The sequence below is a fragment of the Arenimonas aestuarii genome, from assembly GCF_054781715.1.
Genome location: NZ_BAAGTW010000006.1, coordinates 56,922 through 79,579 on the forward strand (window position 1 = coordinate 56,922; position 22,658 = coordinate 79,579).

Below are 22,658 nucleotides of genomic sequence, written 5' to 3' on the forward strand. Positions count from 1 at the left end.
GGTGAAGGCGTGGCTCACCCGCGGTTCATTGCCCGCCCCCATACTCAGGCCGTTGCGTCCACCCGGAGACCGTCCCATGACCCGAATCCTCGCCCTTGTGATCGCCGCGTTCGCGCTGGCGCTGCCCGTCGCTCCCGCCCTGGCCGGCGAGAAGGAAGAAACCAGGGCCGCCGACGCCGCCCGCGTGCTGGGCGAGATCATGCGCATCCCGGAAACCGCCATCCCGGAAAAGATGTTCGACGAGGCCCATGCCATCGCCGTCATTCCGGACGTGGTCAAGGCCGGCCTGATCATCGGCGGCCGCGGCGGCAAGGGCCTGATCTCGGTGCGCAGCCCCGACGGCACCTGGTCCAACCCCAGCTTCATCAAGCTCGGCGGCGGCAGCGTCGGCTTCCAGGCCGGCGTGCAGTCGGCCGACGTCATCCTGGTGTTCCGCTCCGAACGCGGCGTCAACGACATCGTCAACGGCAAGTTCACCCTGGGCGCCGACGCCTCGGTGGCCGCCGGCCCGGTGGGCCGCAGCGCCCAGGCCAGCACCGACGAGCAGCTCAAGGCCGAGATCTACAGCTACTCGCGCGCCCGCGGCCTGTTCGCCGGCGTGTCCCTGGACGGCACCTGGCTGCGCATGGACCACACCGCCAACCAGCGCGTCTACGGCAAGAACACCACCCCCCGGCAGATCTTCGAGGGCCGTATCCCGGCGGCACCGTCCCCGGTCGTGGACTTCCGCGACAGGCTCGAGGAAAACACCGTTTCCCAGGACTGATGGCCAGGGCGGACCCGGCCCGCCTGCGCTAGACTCCGGGCATTCCTAATTCGCGGGACGCACGCAGATGGGCAGTTTCAGCATTTGGCATTGGGTGATCGTGCTCGTGGTCGTCGTGCTGGTGTTCGGCACCAAAAAACTGTCGAACGTCGGCAAGGACCTGGGCGAGGGCATCAAGGGCTTCAAGAAGGGCCTCAAGGATGGCGACGAAGCGCCGCCTTCGCAGCTGGAGAATGAGCGCCGCGAGGCTGGCGAAAAGCCGCGCGAAGGCGCGTCGCAGGACAGCCAGAACAAGGACTCCTGAGCCCGGCCCCGGCCGGCCTTGGCCCCGCCATGTTTGACCTGGGTTTCAGCGAACTGCTGGTGATCGCGGTGGTGGCCCTGGTGGTGCTCGGCCCCGAACGCCTGCCGCGGGCCGCGCGTTTCACCGGCCTGTGGGTGCGCAAGGCGCGCGCCCAGTGGTATTCGGTCAAGTCCGAATTCGAACGCGAGATGGCCGCCGAGGACCTGAAGCGAAGCATCGGCGACCCGGCCCGCGACCTGCGTGGCGACGTCGAGGACATCCGCCGCCAACTCGACGAAACCAGTGCCCAGGCCGGCAGCGCCCTGCGCGAGGCCGAAACCTCGGCCCGCGGGCAGCCGGCGCCCGAACCCGGCCTGGCCGCACCGGCGGACGACGCCGCGGACGCCGCGGACGACGCGGGCGACGCGCAGGACGCCCCCAGCCAACCCTCCCTGCTGCCCCCGCGCCGCGATGACTGATCCGGCCGCGCCGCGCGAAGAAAGCCTGATGGGCCACCTGCTGGAGCTGCGCTCGCGCCTGCTCAAGGGCGTGCTGGCCGTGGTGCTGGTGTTCGTGGCGCTGATGCCCTTCGCCAACGACATCTACGCCCAGCTGGCGGCGCCCTTGCTGGCCAAGCTGCCGGCCGGCGGCCAGCTGGTGGCCATCGAGGTCGCTTCGCCGTTCTTCACCCCGGTGAAGCTGGCGTTTTTCGCCGCGGTGATGCTGTGCATGCCGGTGCTGATCTACCAGGCCTGGGCCTTCGTCGCGCCCGGCCTGTACCAGCAGGAAAAGCGCCTGGCCCGGCCACTTCTGCTGGCGGCGATCGTGCTTTTCTACACCGGCTGCGCCTTCGCCTATTTCCTGGTGCTGCCGACGGTGTTCGGCTTCCTCACCGCGGTCACGCCCGAGGGCGTGGCGATGATGACCGACATCAGCCGGTACCTGGATTTCGTGCTGGTCATCTTCCTGGCCTTCGGCCTGAGCTTTGAACTGCCGGTGGCGGTGGTGGTGCTGGTGCTGCTGAAGGTGGTGACGCCGGCGCAGCTGCGCGAGGCGCGCGGTTACGTGGTCGTCGGCGTATTCATCCTGGCGGCCATCATCACGCCGCCGGACGTGGTGTCGCAGCTGATGCTGGCGATCCCGATGTGCCTGCTCTACGAACTGGGCATCGTCGCCGGCATGCTGCTGTCGCGGAAACCCAAGGCCGCCTGAGCGATGCGTCCGTCCGGCTTCTGGCGCCGTTACGCCGCCTACAGCCTGGACCTGGTGGTGCCTGTCCTAGTGTCGGTGCCCCTGCTCTGGCAAACCGGCCAGCGCATGCTCGACCGCACCTGGCTGCACATGGCCGAAGCCGAACTGCGCATGTTCGACCTGATGACCGCGTCGGATGCCAGCGGCGGCCATGCCCTGGCCGGCATGTTCGAGTGGAGCGCCGATCCCGCCCTGCGCGGGGTGCTGCTGGCCATGGTGGCCGCCTGGCTGGAAGCCATCGGCATCGCCGCCCTGGTGATCGCCGCCCTGGCGGCCCTATGGTTCATCACCTTCGAAGCCTCGCCCTGGCAGGCCACCCCCGGCAAGCGCCTGGCCGGCCTGCGCGTGGTGGCCGTCGACGGCAGCCGCCCGGGCCTGGGGCGCATCGCCCTGCGTTTTTTCGCCGGGGCGCCGTCTTGGCTGCTGCTGCACCTGGGGCATGCGATGGCCGCGATCCGCCGCGACGGCCGTGCCCTGCACGACCTGCTGGCCGGCACCTGCGTGGTGCTGGCCCCCGGGGCCACGACCCGGATCCCGCGCTGGGCCCGCTTCTGGCTGCTGGTTCAGGCCCTGGCGGTGGCCGCCGTGCTGGCGACGGTGGCCAGCCAGTACCTGCTGCTGGCCGTGGCCGCCTGGGACGCCGGCTTGCCCTGAGCCGCGCTCAGACCGCGAGCGTGCCTTCGGTCGGCGGCGCCGGCGCGTCGGCCAGGCCGAAGATGTCGCGCCAGCCGTGGTAGTAGAACGCGAACAGCATCGCGTACACCGCCAGCATCACCAGCAGCATCAGCGGAAGCATCACCAGCACCACCAGCACCGGGCTGGCCATCGCCAGCAGCGCCAGGAGCAGGCCCAGCACCAGCCCGACCAGCAACATCGCGAAGAACCCGGCGACCAGGAACACCAGCACGAAGCCCAGCAACGGCAGGAAGTTGCGCAGCGCCGCCAGGGCGCCGGCAACCACCGCCGTGGCCACGTCCACGTCGCGCAGGGCTGCGGTGGCCAGGGCCAGCATCGACGCATGCAGCCAGGTGAACAGCACGATCGCCACCACCGGAAGCCACAGGAAGGTCGACGGCGTGGTCTTCGCGAACAGCGCCTGCAGCGCCGCCATGTCCGGCTCGCCGCCTACCGGCGTGGCCAGGGCGATGGTGAAGTACTCGCGGAAGAACTGCCCCAGGGGCGTCAGCAGCATCAGCGCGGCGAAACCCACGTAGAACAGCGAATAGACCAGCGAGACCAGGACCAGGCGCTTGCCGCCGTGGCCGCGGCCGTAGGCATTGAAAACGTCGCTGGCGACCACGGGCAGGCCGCGGTCGGTGGCGTCCACCACCCGGAACAGCCCGCCCACCAGCGGCGGCATCACCACCCAGTTCACCGCGGTCATCAGCACCATGACCACCATCAGGCCGGTCATCGAGCCCTGCGCCAGGACCTGCAGGAACATCTGCGCCATCGTGATCGCCACGACCACCACCAGCATCAGGGAGATCGCGCCGAACAAGGCCTTGGGGTTGCGGCGGCCGACGTCGAAGGCCTTGCGCAGCCAGCGGAAAGGGGCGGCCATGCCGACATTGGAAGGACTCATGGGTATCAGGCTCCGTTGCGGGCGCGCTGGCGCGCCAGGTGGATGAATCGCCGCAGCACGCGTCGTGCCGCCGGGGTCGGGCGCACCGCCTGCGCGAGTTCACGCGGGCAGGTGCCTTCCTTGCGCAGGGCGTCGGCGCGGGCGTGGATGTAGCCCCGCATCATGCCAACGCTGAATTCGGGGTGGAACTGCACGCCCCAGGTCGCCTCGCCCCAACGAAAGGCCTGGCAGTTGTCGCGACCCGACATCGCCAGCACGCTCGCGCCCGGCGGCGGCTGCACCACGGTCTGCAGATGGCTGGCCTGGGCCGGCACCTGGCGGGGGAACCCGTCGAACAGCGGGTCCTGGCCGGCGCCGTTGGCCAGGTCCACGGACACCGTGCCCATCTCGCGGCCCTGCGGGTTGTCGTCCACCCGGCCGCCCAGGGCGTGGGCGATCAGCTGGTGGCCGTAGCAGATGCCGAACAGCGGCTGGCCGGCCTCGGCGGCGCTGCGAAGCCAGCCGGCGGTGCGCTCGGACCAGGGCTGGCGGTCGGTGACCATGGCGCCCGAGCCGGAAATGATCACACCGGCGTGGGCGCCGGGTCCCGGCAGGTCTTCGCCTTCGAAAACCCGGACCACCTGCGATTCCCGGCCCGACAGGCCGGCGGCAACGCGGATCCAGTGACCAAACCCACCGTGGCGGCGAAGGCTCGGGACCGGGTCGCCGGTTTCAAGGACGAGGAAGGGTTTCATCAGGGGTCTGGAAGGGCGGCGGCGCAGGCGGCGGCTATACTAGCCTGCTTTGGACAGGGCGAAACCGCGATGACCGCACCGACCTTCCAGGAAATGATCCAGCGCCTGAACCAGTACTGGGGCGAACAGGGTTGTGTCCTGGTCCAGCCGCTCGACCTCGAGGTCGGCGCCGGCACCTTCCACCCGGCCACCTTCCTGCGCGCGCTGGGGCCGGAGCCGTGGAACGCCGCCTACGTGCAGCCCTGCCGCCGGCCCACCGACGGCCGCTATGGCGAAAACCCCAACCGCCTGCAGCGTTATTACCAGTACCAGGTGGTGCTCAAGCCCAATCCCGACGACATCGTCGAGCGCTACATCGGCTCGCTCAAGGCGCTGGGCGTCGACCCGCTGGTGCATGACCTGCGTTTCGTCGAGGACAACTGGGAATCGCCGACCCTGGGCGCCTGGGGCCTGGGCTGGGAAGTCTGGCTCAACGGCATGGAGATCACCCAGTTCACCTATTTCCAGCAGGCCGGCGGCATGGAATGCCGCCCGGTGACCGGTGAGATCACCTACGGCCTCGAACGCCTGTGCATGTACCTGCAAAATGTCGACAACGTCTTCGACCTGGTCTGGACCGTCGGCCCCGACGGCAGCCCGGTGACCTACCGCGACGTCTACCACCAGAACGAAGTCGAGCAGAGCACCTACAACTTCGAGCACGCCGACGTCGAGGAGCTCTTCCACCGCTTCGACGCCTGCGAACGCGAGGCCCTGAAGCTGGTCGAGCTGGGCCTGCCGCTGCCGGCCTATGAGCAGGTCTGCAAGGCCTCGCACAGCTTCAACCTGCTCGATGCCCGCCGCGCCATCTCGGTCACCGAGCGCCAGCGCTACATCCTGCGCGTGCGCACCCTGTCGCGCGGCGTGGCCGAAGCCTACTTCGCACAACGTGAGAAGTTGGGATTCCCCGGAATGAAGAGCAAGGAGGCCACCCATGGCTGATTTCCTGCCGCTGCTGGTCGAACTGGGCACCGAAGAGCTGCCGCCCAAGGCCCTGCCCGAACTGGCGCAGGCCTTCCATGACGGCGTGCTCAAGGGCCTGGCCGCGCGACGCATCGTGGTCAGGGACGCCGATGGCGGCGCCGTGCCCACCGGCCCGCTCTATACCCCCCGCCGCCTGGCCGTATACCTGCCGGCCGTGGCGACCCAGCAGCCGATCCAGCACAGCGAGGTGCCGGGCCCGTACACCAACATCGGCCTGGACGCGCAAGGCCAGCCCACCCCGGCCCTGCTGGGCTTCGCCCAGAAGAACGGCGTGGACTGGACCAAGCTCGACCGCGTCACCGACGCCAAGGGCATGCGCTTCGTCTTCCGCAGCTCGCGCCCCGGCGCGGCCACGTCCGACCTGCTGGCGGAAATCGTCGCCGAGGCCCTCAAGGCCCTGCCGGTGCCCAAGCCCATGCGCTGGGGTGAACGTGACTACGCCTTCGTGCGCCCGGCGCACTGGCTGGTGATCCTGCTTGGCCGCGAGGTCGCGCCCGGCGAGGTGCTGGGCCTGAAATCCGACCGCATGAGCCGCGGCCACCGTTTCCACCACGCCAAGGGCGTGTGGCTCAACGAAGCCAACGAATACCTGCAGGCCATGCGCGAAGCCAAGGTGCTGGCCGACCCGCGCGAGCGCCGCGAGCGCATCCGCGCCGAGATCAGCGCCGCCGCGAAACAGGCCGGCGGCGACGCCCGCGTGCCGGCGGCGCTGCTCGAGGAAGTGAACTGCCTGGTCGAGTGGCCCAAGGCCGTTCTGTGCAGCTTCGACAAGGAGTTCCTGCGCGTGCCGTCCGAGGCCCTGGTGCTGACGATGGAGTCCAACCAGAAGTTCTTCCCGGTGATGGACGCCGACGGCAAGCTCAGCGAAAAGTTCATCGGCATCGCCAACATCGAGTCCAAGGACCCGGACGAAGTGCGCAAGGGCTACGAGCGCGTGATCCGCCCGCGTTTCGCCGACGCCGCCTTCTTCTACGACGAAGACCTCAAGCAGGGCCTGGCTTCGATGGCCGAAGGCCTGGCCAGCGTCACCTACCAGCAGAAGCTCGGCAGCGTGGCCGACAAGTCAGCGCGCGTCGCGGCGCTGGCCGGCGACATCGCCGGCATGCTGGGCGTGGATGCCGACCAGGCGCGCCGGGCCGCCAGCCTCGCCAAGGGCGACCTGCAGAGCCGCCTGGTGGGTGAGTTCCCGGAACTGCAGGGCACCGCCGGCCGCTACTACGCCACCGCCGCCGGCGAACCCGAGGCCGTGGCCGCCGCCATCGACGAGGCCTACCAGCCGCGTTTCGGCGGCGACGCCATCGCGCCGTCGGCGCTGGGCCGGGTGCTGGCCATCGCCGAACGCCTGGACACCCTGGCCGGCGGTTTCGCCGCCGGTCTCAAGCCCACCGGCAACAAGGATCCGTTCGCCCTGCGCCGCAATGCCCTGGGCCTAGCGCGCACCATCATCGAAGGCGAGCTCGAACTCGAACTGCCGGCGCTGGTGGACGCGGCCGCGAAGAACCTGCCGGCGGGCCTGTCGCTCGACCAGGGCGAACTGCTGGACTTCATCCTCGACCGCCTGCGTGCCTATTACGCCGACCAGAACGTCCCCGGCCTGCAGTTCGAAGCCGTCGCCGAAGTGCGCCCGGCATCGCTGCTCGACTTCGACCGCCGGCTCAAGGCCATCGCCGAATTCGCGCGCCTGCGCGAGTCCGGGGCGCTGGCGTCGGCCAACAAGCGCATCCGGAACATCCTGCGCAAGGTCGAATCGCCGATTCCCGATGCGGTGGACAAGTCCAAGCTGGCCGAACCCGCGGAACAGGCACTGCATGACGCCCTGGCCTCGGCCCTGGCCGACACCGACCCGATGCTGGCCAAGCGTGACTACGTCGGAACGCTCAAGCGCCTGGCGAAGCTGCAAGGCCCGGTGGACAACTTCTTCGACCGCACCATGGTGATGGCCGAAGACACCGGCCTGCGCGACAACCGCCTGGCCCTGCTGCGCGGCGTCGCCGATCGTTTCGCCACGGTGGCCGCGGTCGAGCAGCTGTCAGCCAGCTGATCGCCGCGCCGCGGCCAGCGCTCGCTCGCGCCGGCGCTGGCGGCCGGCGCGCTTCTTCGCCCGACGGTCCAGGTAAAGCTGCAGGCCGGTAACAGCGAACAGTGGCATCGCCAGGCTGGCCAGGCAAAACACCGCCAGCCCCACCGGTCCGAACCACGCCCCGCTGTGCAGCGGGAAGATGCCGGCCATGAAGCGCTGGGCCGCCGGCTTGTCGGCGAAGCGCTCGTGCGCCTGCACCGTTGCAGTGGCCGCATCGAGCACCAGCCTGTTGTTGGCGCGCTCGTGCGCGGCATCGCCGCTGCGGTAGCTGAACTCGAAGCTCGCGCCGGGCCGATCCGGAAGACGCAGGCTGACGGTGGTCCAGTCACCGACCTGGGCTTGGAAGACCGCGAAGGCCGCCTGCACGTCGAGCGGGGTGGATGCGTCGCCGGGGTCGGCGACGTCGCCGCCGCGCTGCGGGGCTTCGGCGCCACTCAGGGCGTACAGGCCGTCGCGATACCAGCCATAGGACCAATACAGCCCGGTGAGCGCCATCACCAGGTAGGGTACGAGCAGCCAGGTCGCCACCACCGAATGCAGGTGCCACAGGAATCGCCGCCCGGTCAGCGCCGGATCGAACAGCAGCCACGCGCGCGGACTTTTCCAGCGCCGCGGCCAGCGCAGGTAGAGGCCCGAGAGGCAAAAGAACACCAGCGCCACCGTGCTGGCGCCAACGATCTGCTTGCCGACGGCGCCCGTGGCCAGCCACCGGTGCAGCTGCATGGTGGTGCGGAAGAAGCCTTCGCCGCGCGGTTGCGGCAGCAGCGCGCCGGTGTAGGGGTCGACCCCGCGGCTCTCCCCGCGCATACGGCCGCCGGGTCCCGGCACGGCCTCGGCGGACGGGGCGAAGGTGACCCGTGCCGGCACATCCGCCTCGGTCGACAGCGACACCGCCTGCAGCGTCCGGCCGGGCATTGCCTGCTGCACGCGTTCGAGCAGGTCGCCGGGAGCCAGTCGCGGACGACCGTTGGCCGGCACCACCAGCACCCCGGGATTGATGGCGCGCAGCACGGCATCCTCGTAGGACAACATCGCGCCGGTGACGCCCACCAGGACCAGCACCAGCCCGGCGGTGATGCCCAGGAACCAGTGCACTTGGAACAAGACGTTACGCATTGTATTCAGGCGTCCGACCAGCGCCGAAGCAGGTTGTGGTAGACGCCGGTGAGTTGCACCAGGGCCGCGTGGCCCGGCTGCGCCGCGGTGAGACTGCGGATCGCCAGGTCGAGTTCGAACAGTTCGCGCCGCTGGCCGGCATCACGCACCAGGCTCTGGGTCCAGAAGAAACTGGCCACGCGTTCGCCACGCGTTACCGGCGTCACCTGGTGCAGGCTGGTGCCGGGGTAGAGCAGCAGGTCGCCGGCCGGCAGCTTCACGCGCTGTGTGCCGTAGGTGTCCTGGATGACCAGTTCGCCGCCGTCGTACTCGTCCGGCCCCGACAGGAACAGGGTGCTCGACAAGTCGGTGCGCACCGGCACCTGGCTGCCGCCCGGCCCGGTGTCGTAGCGGATGGCGTTGTCGATGTGGAATCCGAACGACTGCCCGCCGGCATAACGATTGAACAGCGGAGGGTAGATCCGGCGCGGCAAGGCCGCGCTGAAAAACAGTGGACTACGCCCGAGCGCGTCGAGCACCCGGCCTCCGAGCTCTTTCGCCACCGGATCGGCTCCCGGCAACTGTGCATTGTCCTTGGCCTGAGCCGACTGGTAACCGGCGGTCAACTTGCCATCGGCCCAGCCGGCGCCGGCCAGGCGCTGGCGGAAGTGGGCGACCTGTTCGGCGTCGAGCACGTTGGGGATGTGCAGCAGCATGGCGATCTCCTGGGTGGGCCCGCGCCGGCGCAGGCCATGCCGTGGACGGCGTTAGAACTGGTAGCTGGCCGAGAGCACCACCGAGCGCGCTTCGCCCGGGGTCGCCCAGCCGTTGTTGCGCACGCGGATGAAGTACTGCTTGTTGAAAAGGTTGTTGGCATTGAGCTGCAGCGCCAGCTGCGCGTTGACCTGCCAGGCCACCATTGCCCGGTGCGTGGTGTAACCCTTCACGTCCGGCGCGCCGTTGACGCGGCCGCCGTCGAAGCTGCCCTGGTAGTTGACGCCGTAACCCGCGGTCCAGTCGGGCGCGAAGGCGTAGGTCGTCCACAGGTTGGCAGCGCGCTCGGGGGTGTTGTCGATGCGGGCGCCACGGTCCGGGTCCGGATCGCCCGGGGTGTTGGTGCAGCCGTTGAGGCCCGGGTTGGCCAGGCAGTAATCGGACACCGACTGCAGGATCTCACTGTCCAGGAAAGTGGCATTGGCGAAGATCGACCAGTCGCGGGTGATGTGGCCGGCGACACCGAGCGCCAGGCCGTCGACGCGGGCCCGGCCGTCGAGCTGCTGCTCGCCGGTGGGGTTGGCCGGATCGAAGTCCGCCACGCGGTACTGGCTGCGTTCATTGCGGAACACCGCGGCAGTCAGGGCAAGGTGGCCGTCTAGCAGGTCCCACTTGGTGCCCAGCTCGATGATGCGCGACTCTTCCGGATCAACCCCGCAAGTCTCGGCTCTGCAGCTACGGCTGACCAGCGCGGTGGACGGTGTCATCGCATTGGCGTAGTTCAGGTACACGCTGCCGTTTTCGGCCGGCTTGTAGACCACGCCCGTGCGCCAGGAAAACAGGCTGTCCTGATTGCGCAGCGTCGGATTTTGCGACAGCACCTGGCCCAGGCCGCTGTTGTCGGCGCCCGGGGTGGCGTCGTAGGTCTTGATGGCCCAGGTGGTGTTGGCGCTTTCGTTTTGCTCGTAGCGCGCGCCGAAGTTGAGCCGCCATTGCTCGCCGAACTTGAGCGTGTCGAACACGTAGACGGCCTGGTTGTTCATGCGGCCCCGCGCCTTGCCGGTGCGGAAGTAGTTCACCGGCCCGGCCCAGGTCGAATCCGGGTTCGACAGGTCCATCACCGGCAATGGCACCGGGCTGCCGTCTTCATTGCGCAGCATGCTGCCGCTGTCGAGCTCGAAGCTCTCGCGGGTAAAAGCCACGCCAGCCACCAACGCATGCTCGACCGCGCCCGTAGTGAAACGTGCGGTGAGGTCGGTCTGGCTGGCGGCCAGGCCATTTTCTGCGTCGCGCCGGTAGCCGCGCGGTCCGCTGGGCTGGTAGGTGCCCGGCGTGGCGCAGGCGGCGCCGGTGGCCGGGTCCACGCCGCTGTCCAGGCACCACTGGCCCTTCACGGCATCTACGACGGTGGTCTGGTCAACCTGCTGCAGGCGCAACAGGCTGCGCAGGCCGACACGATCATTGAAGTCGTGCTCGAACACGCCGGTCAGGCTGTGATTGCTGATCTCCTGTCGGTCGACGTTGTGGTAGCCGTAATAGGCTTCGACGTCGGCCCCCGGCAGCAGGCCGCCGTAAGCCGGGAAATAGGGCACGCCGTACTGCGGCACGTTGTCGTCGCGCTGCACGTATGCGCTGAGGGTGAAGCGGGTGTCGGAATCGAGCGCCAGCCCGAACGAAGGCGCGAAGCCCCAACGCTCGAACTTTTCGTACTCGCGCCCCGGGACATCGTTCTGGTGGACCATCGCGTTCAGGCGCAGCGCGGACTGTTCGCCGATCATCTGGTTGCTGTCGGCGGTGATGCGGCCATATCCGTCGCTACCGGCACCAACGCTGAGCACACTGAAGGTCTCCAGCTGCGCCGTCTTGCTGACCAGGTTGATGTTTCCGCCCACCGAGCCGGCGCCGGAATGGGCCGAGTTGGCGCCGTTGACCAGCTCCAGCGCCTCGAGGTTGAAGTTGTCGCTGCGCGTGTACTGGGCGCTGTCGCGCACGCCATCGGCGGTGATGTCGGCGTTGGCGCTGAAACCGCGCAGATTGATGCTGTCTCCGTAGCCACCGCCGCCCTCGCCGGCACCAAAGGTGATGCCCGGAAGCGTGCTCAGCACGTCGCGCAGGCTCAGCAGGCCCTGCTGGTCCATCGTGGCCTTGTCGACCACGGTGATCGTCTGCGGGGTGTCGACCAGGGCCTCGGTATATTTGGGGGAGGATGGCTTGTCGACCCGCTCGCCGGTGACTTCGATGCCCTCGAGCTGGGTCGCGACGCCGGTCCCCGCCGGCGCCATCCCGGCATCGGCCACCGGGTCGGCCAGGACCGCCTGGCTGGCGCCGAGCGCAGCGGCGACGGCGATCGACAGCAGGGAGGGATGGAGAAAGGGGCGCACGGCGACGGGGGCCGCCGGGGTCGGGGTCTTGGGGGACATGCTTCGGTCCTGCGTTGGCGTTGATGGCTGGGCCGAAGCGGCTAGCTAATGCGAATCATTATCATTCGCTTCGATCTTGAATGCAAACCCAGCCACGCCTTAAGCCCCCCGTCACCGGGCTACGTCAACGCAGCGGGTATCCTGACCGGGAATGGCATTCCTCCCCCCACCCCGCCTTTTCGCCGCCTTTTGCCTGGCCCTGCTGCCCACCCTTCCGGCGGCGGCCCTGGAACTGCGCGGCGTCGAAGTACGGGGCCTGGCCGACGAGGCCGAGAAGGCCAACGTGCGCGCCGCCCTGTCGCTGGTGGCGCTCGACGCCCGCCAGCGTGCCGACCTCGGTGATGGCGAGCTCGACTACCTGCTGCGGCAGGTGCCCGACGACGTGGCCCGCGGCCTGGAACCCTTCGGCTATTACGACACCAAGGCCGAAACCGACGTACGCCGGGACGGGGAGGCCGTCACCGTCATCGTCACCGTGCGGGCCGGCGAGCCAGTGCGCGTGGACGAGCGCGACATCCAGGTGACCGGCGAAGCCGGCGCCGACGAGGCGATTACCCGCCGACTGCGTTGGCTGCGGCCGCGCAAGGGCCAGCCCCTGCGCCATGACCTGTACGAGGCCTCCAAGGCCAGGATCGATGCCCTGCTGCGCGAGCGTGGTTATTTCGACGCCCGCCTGCAAATCCACCGGGTGGAAGTGGACCGCGGCGAGGGCCTGGCCGACATCTTCCTGACCTGGGAATCAGGTGAACGTTATCGCCTGGGCGAAGCCCGCTTCAGCGGCCACCCCTTCCGCGACGACCTGCTTGGGAAGCTGGTGGACTGGGAGCCGGGCACGCCCTACCACCAGTCCCTGGTGGTGGACCTGCAGCAGCGCCTGGCGGCGCTGGATTATTTCGCCGGCATCGACGTGCGCGCCGAACCGCCGGAGGACGGCAGCACCACCGTGCCCGTGGACGTGCGGCTGACGCCGGCCAAGCGCAGCATCTACAGCGCCGGCCTGCGTTATTCCACCGACAAGGGCGCCGGCGTCACCGGTGGCCTGGAGCGGCGCTGGGTCAACGACCGCGGGCACAAGCTGCTGGCGAACGTCGAACTTGCCCAGCGTGGCAACGAAGCCAACGTCGCCTACCGCATCCCGGCCTTCGCCTGGCTCAATGGCTGGTATACCGCCAGCGCCAGCCTGCGCCAGGACCCGATCGACTTCATCGATTCGGAGGTGCTCGAAGTCGTCGGCAGCCGCAGCGGCCAGCTGGGCGACTGGACCGTGGTGGCCGGACTGCACTTCCGCCGCGAACGATTCGACGACCCGGCCACCGGCAACGCGCTGGCGTATTCGACGCTGGTGTATCCGCAGCTGGCCGCGAGCTGGCGCGTGGCCGACGACCCGCTGTATCCGCGCCGCGGCCAGTCGCTGCACATCGAGCTGCGCGGCGGCCATACCGGCATCGGCTCGGACATCGATTTCCTGCAGGCGCGCGCCGAAGCCAACTGGGTACGGTCCTTCGACTGGCGCAATCGCATCCTGCTGCGCGCCGAACTGGGCACCACCCTCACCGACGACTTCGCCGACTTCCCGCCGCTGCTGCGCTTTTACGCCGGCGGCGACCAGAGCGTGCGTGGTTATGGCTATCGCGACATCGGCGAACATTTCGTCGGCTTCGACAATCGCGACTACATCATCGGCGGCAAGCACCTTGTCGTCGCCAGCGTTGAATTCGAGCGCATGTTCACTCGTGAATGGGGCGGCGCGGTGTTCGTGGACGCCGGCGACGCCTTCAACGATTTCAAGTCGGACTCCTTCGACATGCAGGTGGGCGTCGGCGTCGGCGTGCGCTGGCGTTCGCCGGTCGGGCCGGTGCGGCTGGACCTGGCACACGGGCTGGGCGATGACGCGCAGGACACGATCCGCCTGCACCTGACCATCGGGCCGGACCTGTGAACGCGAAGCCGGCTGCCGTCGCCAAAGCCCGCCGCTGGCCGCGACGCACGGCGTGGACGCTGCTGGCGCTGCTCGCGGCATTGGCGCTGGTCCTGGCCTGGCTGCTGGCCAGCGCCGGCGGCCGCGACACCACGCTTTCCTGGCTGCAGTCACGCCTGGGCGAAGACGCCCTGTCCTGGGAATCGGCCGAAGGCACGCTGGGCGGCACCCTGGTACTGCATGGCGTGCACTGGCAGGGCGACGGCGTGCGGGTCAGCGCCGACCGCCTGCTGCTTTCGCCGCGCCCCGGCGCGCTGCTCAGCGGCGCCCTGCGGCTGCGTGCGCTTGAAGCCGACGCCGTGCACGTCTGGCTGGCGCCCGTGCCCGACCAAGAGCCAACGCCGTGGACCGCCTGGCCCGAGCTGCTGCCCACCCTGCCCCTGCCCTTCGAGCTGTCGGCGCAAACCGCCGCCGTTTCCGGCCTGCGCATCACGCGCGGCGACGAACCGGTGTTCGCGGCGACGACCCTGGCCGCCGAGGACCTTGCCTTCGTGCAGGACGGCCTGCGCTTCACGACGCTCAGCGGCAAGGGTGACTGGGGCGATGCCCTGCTGAAGGGCCATTACCTGCCCGCCGATGGTTTCCGCACCGAGCTCGGCGGCCGGCTGCGCCTGGTCGCGCCCGAGGGCCAAGAAGATGCGCAAGTGCAGCTTTCGATGCGCGGCAACGTCGACAGCATGCGGGCCGAAGCCAGCGGCACCGCGGGCGGCCCCTGGAGCCTGGAAGCCGCCATTGACGACGGCCGGTCGCGACAGGCCTGGACGCTGGATGTGCAGGGCAATCAAATCGCGCCGCACTGGTTCGGTGGCGCCAGCGACAGTGCGCCGCTCGACGCCGTACTCACGCTGGCGGGCGAAGGCCGCACCGGCCGCGGCCGCATCGCACTGACCCAGGGCGACACCGAACTGGCGCTGGAAGACCTGCAGGCGCGTTTCGCCGGCGCCGGCCTGGCGCTGGAACAAGGCCGGCTGCTGACGCCGGTGGGCGAGCTTACCGTGCAAGGCGCCTGGGATCCGCTGGCCGAACAGCCGATCGCGCTGACCGCCAACGCCCAGGACCTGCAGTGGGCCCCGGCCGACGGCGGTGCAGCGGTGCAGGCCGCCGGCACGCTGTCGGTGCAGGGGCTGCCCGATGACTGGCGCGCAACGCTGGACGCCACCCTGGTGCGCGAGGGCGAACAGGCCACGCTTCGCGCCACCGGCCTGGGCAACACGACCGGCGTGGAGCTTGAGGAACTGGTGATGCGCACGCCCGGCGGCAAGCTTGCCGGCCAGGGCCGCGTGGATTGGCAGCCGGAGCTGGCGATCACACTCGACGCCCGCCTGGACGGCCTGGACCCGGGCTACCTGCTGCCCGACTATCCCGGCGCGATCAGCGGCGGCCTGCGCGCCGACCTGCGCCACGCCGACAATGGTTGGGTGGGTGAGCTCGCACTGGACGACCTGCGCGGGACCCTGCGCGGCCGCGCGATCGCCGGCCGGGCCACGCTGGCCTGGCAGGGCGAATCCGGCCAGCTTGACGCCCTCGCACGGCTTGGCGAAAGCCGCATCAGCGCCAAAGGCCGCATCGGTGCCACGCTGGCGCTGGACCTTTCGCTTCAGCCATTGCGGCTGGCCGACCTGGCCAAAGACGCCGCCGGCCAGCTCGAAGGCACCCTGCGCGTGCAAGGCCCGCGCGGCGCGCCGGGGCTGGTGGCCGATCTCGAGGCGAGCAAACTGCGCTGGGGTGATCTGCAGCTCGGCGCGGGCAGCCTGCGCGGTGAGCTTCCGGCCTCGGGCGAAGGCGGCAGCCTGGTGCTGGACGGCACCGATTTCGCTTATGGCGACCGCGTCCTGCAGTCGCTGACCCTTCGCGTCGATGGCACCCAGGACGACATGGCCCTGCGCCTGCAGGCGCGCAGCAATGACCTGCAGCTGGCGATGGCCGGCACCGCGCAGGGCAACGGTCGCGGTCGTCGCGGTGAGCTTCGCGAATTTTCGCTCGACGCCCCACGGGCGCCGGCCTTGGCCCTGCGCGAGCCGGCCCGCTGGTCGTGGAGCGAGAATGCCTTCCGTCTTGAACCCGCCTGCGTCACCGGCGAGGGCAACGGCTTTCTGTGCATGCAGGCGGAGCCCGGCCTGTGGCGCGCCGAGGGCGAAGGCATCCCGCTGGCCCTGGCACAGCCCTGGCTGCCCGACACCGGCGTACCGCTGCGACTGGATGGCGAACTGAGCCTGGATGCGGCGTTCCGCAAGAAGGCGCAGGGCTGGAACGGCACGCTGACCCTGGCCAGCGACGCCGGTGGCCTGGCCACCGAGGCCAGCGCCGGGCGTCGCAGCCTGTTCGCCTATCGCGAGTTGCAGGTGAGCGCGACGGTCGAAAACGGCGCGGTTACGGCCCGTGCCGGCGCCGCACTCAATGACGAAGGCATGCTGCGGGCCGAGCTACGCGCCGGCGCGGGCAACGAAGCCGCGGTGTCGGGCCAGATGACGCTGCGCATGCAGGACCTGACCTGGCTGGAACTGCTGTCACCCGACATCGTAGAACCCACTGGCCGGCTGGAAGGCGAGATGCGCATTTCCGGCACGCGCGCGGCGCCGCGCATCGAGGGCCTGCTGACCCTGCGCGAGCTCGCCACCGAACTGCCAGCCCTGGGCCTGGCGCTGGAAGGTGGGCAATTCGACCTGCAGGGCGCCGCCGACGGCACCGCCGTGCTCAGCGGCCGCGTGCAGTCCGGCGAAGGCGTGCTGCAGGTGAACGGCTCGCTCAACCTGGCGCGCGAACAGCCGCTGGAGCTTGCGCTGACCGGCGACCGCGTCACTTTCTCCGATACACCCGACCTGCAGCTGGTGGCCAGCCCGGCCCTGGTGGTGGCGATGGGCGACGAGCGCCTGCGCGTGGGCGGCCGCATCGAAGTCACCCACGCCCGCGTCAATCTCGAAGCGCTCGACGGCGGCGCCGTCGAACCCTCGCCCGACGTGGTTCTGGTGGACGCCGAGGTACCGCGCGACACCGGCCCCGTGCTCGACCTGGCCGTGCACGTGGCCCTGGCGGACGACGTGCGCCTGCGCGGTTTCGGCCTTGACGGCGCGCTCAGCGGCGCGCTCGACATCCGGCAGGCACCGGGCCGCCCCGCCCTGGCCACCGGCACGCTGCAGGCCAGTGGCCGCTACCGCGCCTACGGCCAGGACCTGGACATCAGGCGCGCGCGCCTGGCCTACAGCGGCAGCCCGGTCGACAACCCGACGCTGGACATCCTGGCCGAACGCCGGCGCGGGGAAGTCACCGTTGGCGTGCAAGTGCGCGGCCGGGCGCTGAGCCCGGTCACCACCATCGTTTCGACGCCGGCCATGGACACCAGCGAAGCGCTGAGCTGGCTGGTCTTCGGCCGGCCGCTGCAGTCCACCAGCTCGAACGAATCGAGCCAGCTCGAAGCCTCGGCGCTGGCACTGGGCGTCGGCGGCAACCTGCTGGCCCAGCAGATCGGCGACGGCCTGGGCCTGGACAGCGCCGGCGTCGAAGAAAGCCGCGCCCTGGGCGGCGCCACCTTCACCGTCGGCAAGTACCTGTCGCCGCGCTTGTTCCTGGGCTACGGCATTTCGCTGGTCGGTCGCGGCCAGGTGGTCACGCTCAAGTACCTGCTGACCCGCGGCTTCGACATCACCATCGAGTCGGGCACCGAGTCCGCCGCCTCGCTCAACTGGCGCACCGAGCGCTGACCGCGCCCACCGCGGACTTGCAGGAGCGCCTTCAGGCGCGAATCCTCTCCCGCGCCGACGACGAGACTTCGTTCCGACTGTTTTCGTCGTCGCCCAACTTTCGTCTTGGGGATGCCCGCTTCCGGCCATAAACGACCGCTCAGGTCCAGAACGGAACTACTTCGGTGATCTTGAGACTGCTGGAACGCCGAGGTGTGCGGATAGCGCGGACTCAAGTTCTTCCAAGTGTTCGTGACGCTGTTCGGTGAACTGGATCATTGATCCGGTTCGGCTCAGGTTATCGACATACTCGTTGAGAAAGGCTTGGTTTGCTCGCATCTTTTCGACGTCACAAGCACGGTTCCAGCGGAATCCTTCGCCGCTTAGTGCGGTCCAGGCGTCAACGGTCCCGGTTTCCAATGGCGCCCGACCAATAGCGATCAGACCTGGGAACCGGCTGTGTAATCGAAATAGCTCGTTGGTAGCTTCATCATAGTAAGCGCGTGCACGCCCGCGAAATATCACGTAGCTACGCAGGAACTCTTTGATGCCTTCATCCTGCAACACGTCAAACCGTCCGGTGGATAGCATCTCATCAAGAACTGGCAGTTCATCAGGTGGCCGCCTAAAAACGTGTGAGGCCACAATATGACGACACTCCAAGTCGGAAAGGGTGCGCAATGGCTCCTGGGAGAACAGTACGGGATTGACACTCATCAGAATGTCGGCACGCTCACTCAGACTCACCAGCTCTTCGCGCTGTGTCTCGAGTAATTTCACCGTCTCCGCGTGAAGGCGGCTGAGCAGGGCGTTCTCCTCGATGCGCTCCTTGCGCGCTTCGTTCCAATCCTGAACCTGCAAGCCCATAAAAACGCCGACAACGACGATGACAAAGTCAACCGCCACCGCGAACCAGTTTTGTGATTTTAGGTGCTTTGAAAGACGTCGGCGGATCATTGGTTGGCCCTTGGTAGCTTAGTTAGTGATGTTCAGAAATGGGCAGTCGCGACTTGAGCGACTGTCCGCTTTGGGTCGAGAACGGACGCCCTGCACAACCTGGCAGCTAGCGAACGCCGTCCCCGGCACATGCGGTAAGTCAGCGATACCCCCGTGCCTGCAGCTTGAATAGGTGTGCGTAGTGACCGTCCTGCGCCATCAGCGTCTCGTGGTCGCCGCGCTCGATGATGCGTCCGTCCTGGATGACGATGATCTGGTCGGCCATGCGCACGGTGGAGAATCGATGCGAGATCAGGATGGCGATGCGGTTCGTGGTCAGCTTGCGGAAGTGCTCGAAGATCGAGGCTTCCGCTTCCGCGTCCATCGCCGCGGTCGGCTCGTCCAGCACCAGGATGTCGGCGCCCGAACGCATGAAGGCGCGGGCAAGGGCGATTTTCTGCCACTGCCCTCCGGACAGTTCGCGGCCGTCGCGGAACCACTTCCCCAACTGCGTATCGAAGCCGCTGGGCAGGGCTTCGATGAAGGGCGTGGCCATGCCCATGTCGGCGGCTTCCTGCCAGCGTAGGCGGTCCTCGAAATGCTCGACGTCGCCAACGCCGACGTTCTCGCCCACGCGCATCTGGTAACGGGCGAAGTCCTGGAAGATCACCCCGACCCGCTCGCGCAGGGTGGCATCGTCCCATTCGCGCAGGTCGCAGCCGTCAAGCAGGATCCGCCCCTCGTCCGGGTCGTACAGGCGCGTGAGCAGCTTGATCAGCGTGGTCTTGCCGGAACCATTCTGGCCGACCAGGGCCAGTGATTCCCCGGGCCGGATGTGCAGGTCGATGGCCTGCAGCGCTGGTGCCTCGCCGCCGGGATAGGTGAAGGAGACGTTCTCGAAGCGGATGCCGTCATCGGGGTCCGGCCCCCGCTGCGCCGTGCCCGTCGATGCCGGCACGGGCGTGTCGAGGTAGTCGTAGAGAGTGGACAGGTAAAGGTTGTCTTCGTACATGCCGCCAATCGCCGAGAGACTCGCCGCCACCGCCGATTGCCCCTGGCGGAACAGCATCAGGTACATCGTCATCTGGCCCAGCGTGATGCGGCCGACCACCGCGGTGAGCGCGATCCAGCCGTAGGCGGCATACAGGGTCAGGGTGCCGACCAGGCCGAGTACGAAACCCCAGCCGTCGCGACGGATCGCCAGCTGGCGGTCTTCGCGATAGAGCGTATGGAAGATGTTCCGGTAGCGCTCAAGCAGCAGCGGGCCCAGTCCGTAGAGCTTGACCTCCTTGGCATGGTCCTCGCGCGCCAGCACCGTCTCCAGGTACATCTGCATGCGTGTTTCCGGCGAGCGCCAGCGAAACAGACGGAAGGCATCGCCGGAGAACTTGGTCTCGGCCAGGAAGGCGGGCAGGCCCGCGAGCAGAAGAACGGCCACGGCCCACGGCGAGAACTGCGCCAGCAGCACGCCGTAGCTGACCAGCGAAATGCCGTTCTGGGCCAGGCCGAAGGTGCGCGTCACCAGTGACAGCGGCCGGCTGGAGGCCTCGCGCCTGGCGCGGGTGAGCTTGTCGTAGAACTCTGAATCCTCGAAGTGCGCCAGCTGCAGGGTCAGCGCCTTCTCCAGGATCATCACGTTCACGCGCTGGCCCAGCTGCGCCCGCAGCAGCGACTGGCACAACGAAATGCCGCGCTGTGCGCCGGCCAGGGCCATCACCAGCACGGCTTCGAGCGCGATCAGCCAGAACACCGGCGCCATCGCCACCGCCTCGCCCGCCGTGGCGGCGCGGCTGGCCACCACGACCGCATCGATGATCAGCGCACCGACGTAGGCGATGCCCGCCGGCAGCAGCCCGCCGACCAGGGTCAGCAGCCCCAGCCAGAGCGTCAGCCCGCGACTGGTGCTCCACACCAGGGCCAGCGCCCGCCCACTGAAGCGGAACACGCCGAAGAAGCTGCGGGTGAAGTCACTGTTCTCGGACGTGGTTCCTGGACCGTGATGGGCCAAGCTCGATACCTGCGATCGGACATCCGGCGGGATGTGGAGCCACCATCATTGGGGCAGGCCAGCATCGATGCAACCAGGGCTCGGCAGCGAGTGGCGAGAATGAAAAAGGCCGCCCGGGTGGGCGGCCTTCTTCGTGCAACCGGAAGCGTGCGAATCAGAAGTTGATGCGCAGGCCCAGGCTGCCGCTGTTGCGTTCCTGCTGGTCGTCGTTGAAACGGCCGCTGTAGGCGAAGAACGCGGTCATGTTGTCGTTGACCTGCCAGTTCAGGCCGAGGTCGGCGCTGATCCAGTCTTCCGACGGGGTGAAGCCCGGCATGGTGAAGCGGCCCGGCATCGAGTTCGAGCCGGCATTGACGAACAGCTGGTCGTCTTCGGATTCCTGGTTGTGCGCGACGCGCAGGAACGGACGGATGCTGCCGGCATTGCCCATCAGCTGGTAGCCGATGCGGGTGACCATGGAGTCGCGGTCGAAGGACGAGTAGTTCATCGACGTGGCGCTGCCGCTGTCTTCGGCGAAGCCGTCGACTTCCTGCTGCACCCACGAAGCGCCCACGAACGGGCCGTGCTGCATGCTGCCCGTCTCGAACAGCCAGCCCAGGCCCAGCTCGGCGCCGAACAGCGAGGCGTTGGTGGAGCCTTCTTCCTGGCGCACCGACGGGCCCAGCACGATGCCGCGGCTGACGTCGATCGAGGTGCTGCCGCCGCTGACCGCGCCGTGCACGTAACCGCCGCCGCCGAAGGTCAGCGTGCCGTGCAGGGAACCGATGACTGCGCGGCCGTCGAGGTTGCCCATGCCGGTGTCGTTGTCGTGGTTGCCCAGGGTGATGCCGAAGCCCCAGTAGGCGTTGTCGGTGATGCGATGGTTGGCACCAACCGACAGGCTCAGCACGTCGGCCTCGGCGCCCGGCACCGCGGCGCTGGCGTCGAAGTCCTGCTGGCCGTACTGCACGGTCGCGTAAGCGCGCACGGAGCCGGTTTCACGCTTGAGCTGGAAGTCCGACAGCATTTCGTCGTTGATCGCGCGCACGTGGTTTTCATTCACCTGCACGCCGGCTTCGCCGGCCATGGAGAACTGCACCGGGGCGGCGATGGTGGAAAGCACCACGTTGGCCAGCATCGCGTGGGCGGCGCCGGTCGGGTGCACGCCGTCGGCGAACAGCCAGGTTTCGTTCGTGCCCGGCGCGTAGCCGGCCGGCAGGCCGGAGCCGTTCGGGCCGCAGGCGATCGAGCTCGGCGGGTTGCAGGCGGTGCCGGTGACGTTCTGGAAGCCGAAGCGGCTCGGGTCGGCGACGATTTCGCTGATCAGGCCGAAGGTGTTGATCGGGATGATGCCGTCGCCCAGCTGGGCCAGGCCGGCGTTGAGCGCGCTGTTGTAGACCACCGTGATCTGCGACACCGCCGAGGCGTTCGGCGTGCCCCCGAACTGCGGCGTGGCGCCGAGGTTGGGCAGGTTGTAGACGATGACGTAGTTGGCGCCGGCGGCCTGCAGTCGGCCTATCTGCTGCACGTAGGCAGTGGCGGCGGCAACCGTGTTGGCCTGGGCGTTGGCCGGGTCCAGCGTGAGCGTGGCGAAGATGTCGTTGGCGCCGCCCCAGATGCTGTAGAGCGCGTTCGGGTCGGCCACGCCGCCGGTCAGCGACAGGTACTGGCTGACCTGGGTCGCGATGTTCGGAACCGGGTTGAGGCAGGGACCGGCCGCGTTGACGCAGGCGCCGCCCCAGGCGAAGTTCGGACCGCCCGACAGCGAGTTCAGGCCGGACTGGCCGAAGTACGCGGCGATGATCTCGGCCGCGACCGGATCCGGGTTGGTGGTGAAGCTGTTGCCCGCGGGCAGGCCGCTGAACTGGGCGATGTTGCCCGAGTCGCTGAGGCTGTCGCCGAAGACGTAGAAACCGGTGAACTCCTGAGCCTGTGCGGCGCCGGTGCAACCGAGCGCGAGTGCGAGCGCACCAGCGAGTTTGTGGGAACGGGGCATGTGAGACTCCTTGGAAAACTGGACTTGTTGATGGCCACGTGCCCAGGGTCTCCTTCGCAGCACCGGTGAAACCGGTACGTGCGCCCTCCCTTGAGCCGCTGCCCGCCACATTAATGCAAAGGCCCCATCCATA

The 22,658-nt window shown here is 68.6% G+C and carries 17 protein-coding genes; 9 read left to right on the forward strand and 8 right to left on the reverse strand.

Going from position 1 to position 22,658, the window contains the following annotated elements; all coding sequences use genetic code 11:
• Positions 1-76: 76 nt before the first annotated feature.
• The 5 genes from ACYVJH_RS09925 (at position 77) to ACYVJH_RS09945 (ending at position 2,954) form a co-directional block, all read left to right on the forward strand.
• The gene (locus ACYVJH_RS09925; RefSeq protein ID WP_460454486.1) at positions 77-766 is read left to right on the forward strand and encodes a lipid-binding SYLF domain-containing protein; all 690 of its coding nucleotides are present in this window, start codon (positions 77-79) and stop codon (positions 764-766) included.
• Between the two features lie 67 nt (positions 767-833).
• Entirely contained in the window at positions 834-1,070 is a 237-nt protein-coding gene (gene tatA / locus ACYVJH_RS09930; RefSeq protein WP_460454487.1) for a Sec-independent protein translocase subunit TatA, read from the forward strand.
• A 29-nt stretch (positions 1,071-1,099) separates the two neighbouring features.
• On the forward strand, positions 1,100-1,528 hold the full coding sequence (gene tatB, locus ACYVJH_RS09935; RefSeq protein ID WP_460454488.1) for a Sec-independent protein translocase protein TatB: 429 nt from the start codon (positions 1,100-1,102) through the stop codon (positions 1,526-1,528).
• Positions 1,521-2,261: a twin-arginine translocase subunit TatC gene (gene tatC, locus ACYVJH_RS09940; protein WP_460454489.1), complete on the forward strand. Its 741-nt coding sequence runs from the start codon at positions 1,521-1,523 to the stop codon at positions 2,259-2,261. Before tatB ends, tatC begins: the two co-directional genes overlap by 8 nt.
• A gap of 3 nt (positions 2,262-2,264) precedes the next feature.
• Entirely contained in the window at positions 2,265-2,954 is a 690-nt protein-coding gene (locus ACYVJH_RS09945) for an RDD family protein (protein ID WP_460454490.1), read from the forward strand.
• A gap of 7 nt (positions 2,955-2,961) precedes the next feature.
• On the opposite strand, the gene ACYVJH_RS09950 is transcribed toward ACYVJH_RS09945, so the two are convergent.
• Both ACYVJH_RS09950 and ACYVJH_RS09955 read right to left on the reverse strand, forming a co-directional pair.
• Positions 2,962-3,885, reverse strand: a complete 924-nt coding sequence (locus ACYVJH_RS09950) for a hypothetical protein (RefSeq protein ID WP_460454491.1) — start codon at positions 3,883-3,885, stop codon at positions 2,962-2,964.
• Between the two features lie 5 nt (positions 3,886-3,890).
• Positions 3,891-4,619, reverse strand: a complete 729-nt coding sequence (locus ACYVJH_RS09955) for a glutamine amidotransferase (RefSeq protein WP_460454492.1) — start codon at positions 4,617-4,619, stop codon at positions 3,891-3,893.
• A 69-nt stretch (positions 4,620-4,688) separates the two neighbouring features.
• On the opposite strand from ACYVJH_RS09955, the gene glyQ reads away from it, so the two are divergent.
• Positions 4,689-5,600 (forward strand): glycine--tRNA ligase subunit alpha, encoded by a 912-nt coding sequence (glyQ, locus tag ACYVJH_RS09960; protein WP_460454493.1) that lies wholly within the window; start codon positions 4,689-4,691, stop codon positions 5,598-5,600.
• Positions 5,593-7,683, forward strand: a complete 2,091-nt coding sequence (gene glyS, locus ACYVJH_RS09965) for a glycine--tRNA ligase subunit beta (RefSeq protein WP_460454494.1) — start codon at positions 5,593-5,595, stop codon at positions 7,681-7,683. Before glyQ ends, glyS begins: the two co-directional genes overlap by 8 nt.
• Here glyS and ACYVJH_RS09970 read toward each other — a convergent pair.
• The 3 genes from ACYVJH_RS09970 to ACYVJH_RS09980 are packed head-to-tail and all read right to left on the reverse strand — an operon-like array spanning position 7,672 to position 11,951.
• Positions 7,672-8,838, reverse strand: a complete 1,167-nt coding sequence (locus tag ACYVJH_RS09970) for a PepSY-associated TM helix domain-containing protein (protein WP_460454495.1) — start codon at positions 8,836-8,838, stop codon at positions 7,672-7,674. The genes glyS and ACYVJH_RS09970 overlap by 12 nt on opposite strands.
• Positions 8,839-8,843: 5 nt before the next feature.
• Complete coding sequence (locus ACYVJH_RS09975; RefSeq protein WP_460454496.1) at positions 8,844-9,533, reverse strand: Fe2+-dependent dioxygenase; 690 nt, start codon at positions 9,531-9,533, stop codon at positions 8,844-8,846.
• Between the two features lie 51 nt (positions 9,534-9,584).
• Positions 9,585-11,951 (reverse strand): TonB-dependent receptor, encoded by a 2,367-nt coding sequence (locus ACYVJH_RS09980; protein WP_460454497.1) that lies wholly within the window; start codon positions 11,949-11,951, stop codon positions 9,585-9,587.
• Positions 11,952-12,102: 151 nt separating this feature from the next.
• Here ACYVJH_RS09980 and ACYVJH_RS09985 point away from each other — a divergent pair, with 151 nt between their 5' ends.
• On the forward strand, positions 12,103-13,890 hold the full coding sequence (locus ACYVJH_RS09985) for an autotransporter assembly complex protein TamA (RefSeq protein ID WP_460454498.1): 1,788 nt from the start codon (positions 12,103-12,105) through the stop codon (positions 13,888-13,890).
• Positions 13,887-17,627, forward strand: a complete 3,741-nt coding sequence (locus ACYVJH_RS09990) for a translocation/assembly module TamB domain-containing protein (RefSeq protein ID WP_460454499.1) — start codon at positions 13,887-13,889, stop codon at positions 17,625-17,627. The genes ACYVJH_RS09985 and ACYVJH_RS09990 overlap by 4 nt, the downstream gene beginning before the upstream one ends.
• 156 nt (positions 17,628-17,783) lie before the next feature.
• On the opposite strand, the gene ACYVJH_RS09995 is transcribed toward ACYVJH_RS09990, so the two are convergent.
• The 3 genes from ACYVJH_RS09995 to ACYVJH_RS10005 all read right to left on the reverse strand — a co-directional run bounded on the left by ACYVJH_RS09995 (position 17,784) and on the right by ACYVJH_RS10005 (position 22,525).
• Complete coding sequence (locus ACYVJH_RS09995) at positions 17,784-18,563, reverse strand: hypothetical protein (protein WP_460454500.1); 780 nt, start codon at positions 18,561-18,563, stop codon at positions 17,784-17,786.
• 139 nt (positions 18,564-18,702) lie between these two features.
• A complete protein-coding gene (locus ACYVJH_RS10000; RefSeq protein WP_460454501.1) occupies positions 18,703-20,550 on the reverse strand; it encodes an ABC transporter ATP-binding protein in 1,848 nt (615 codons plus the stop codon).
• A gap of 154 nt (positions 20,551-20,704) precedes the next feature.
• A complete protein-coding gene (locus tag ACYVJH_RS10005; RefSeq protein ID WP_460454502.1) occupies positions 20,705-22,525 on the reverse strand; it encodes an autotransporter domain-containing protein in 1,821 nt (606 codons plus the stop codon).
• Positions 22,526-22,658 lie beyond the last annotated feature (133 nt).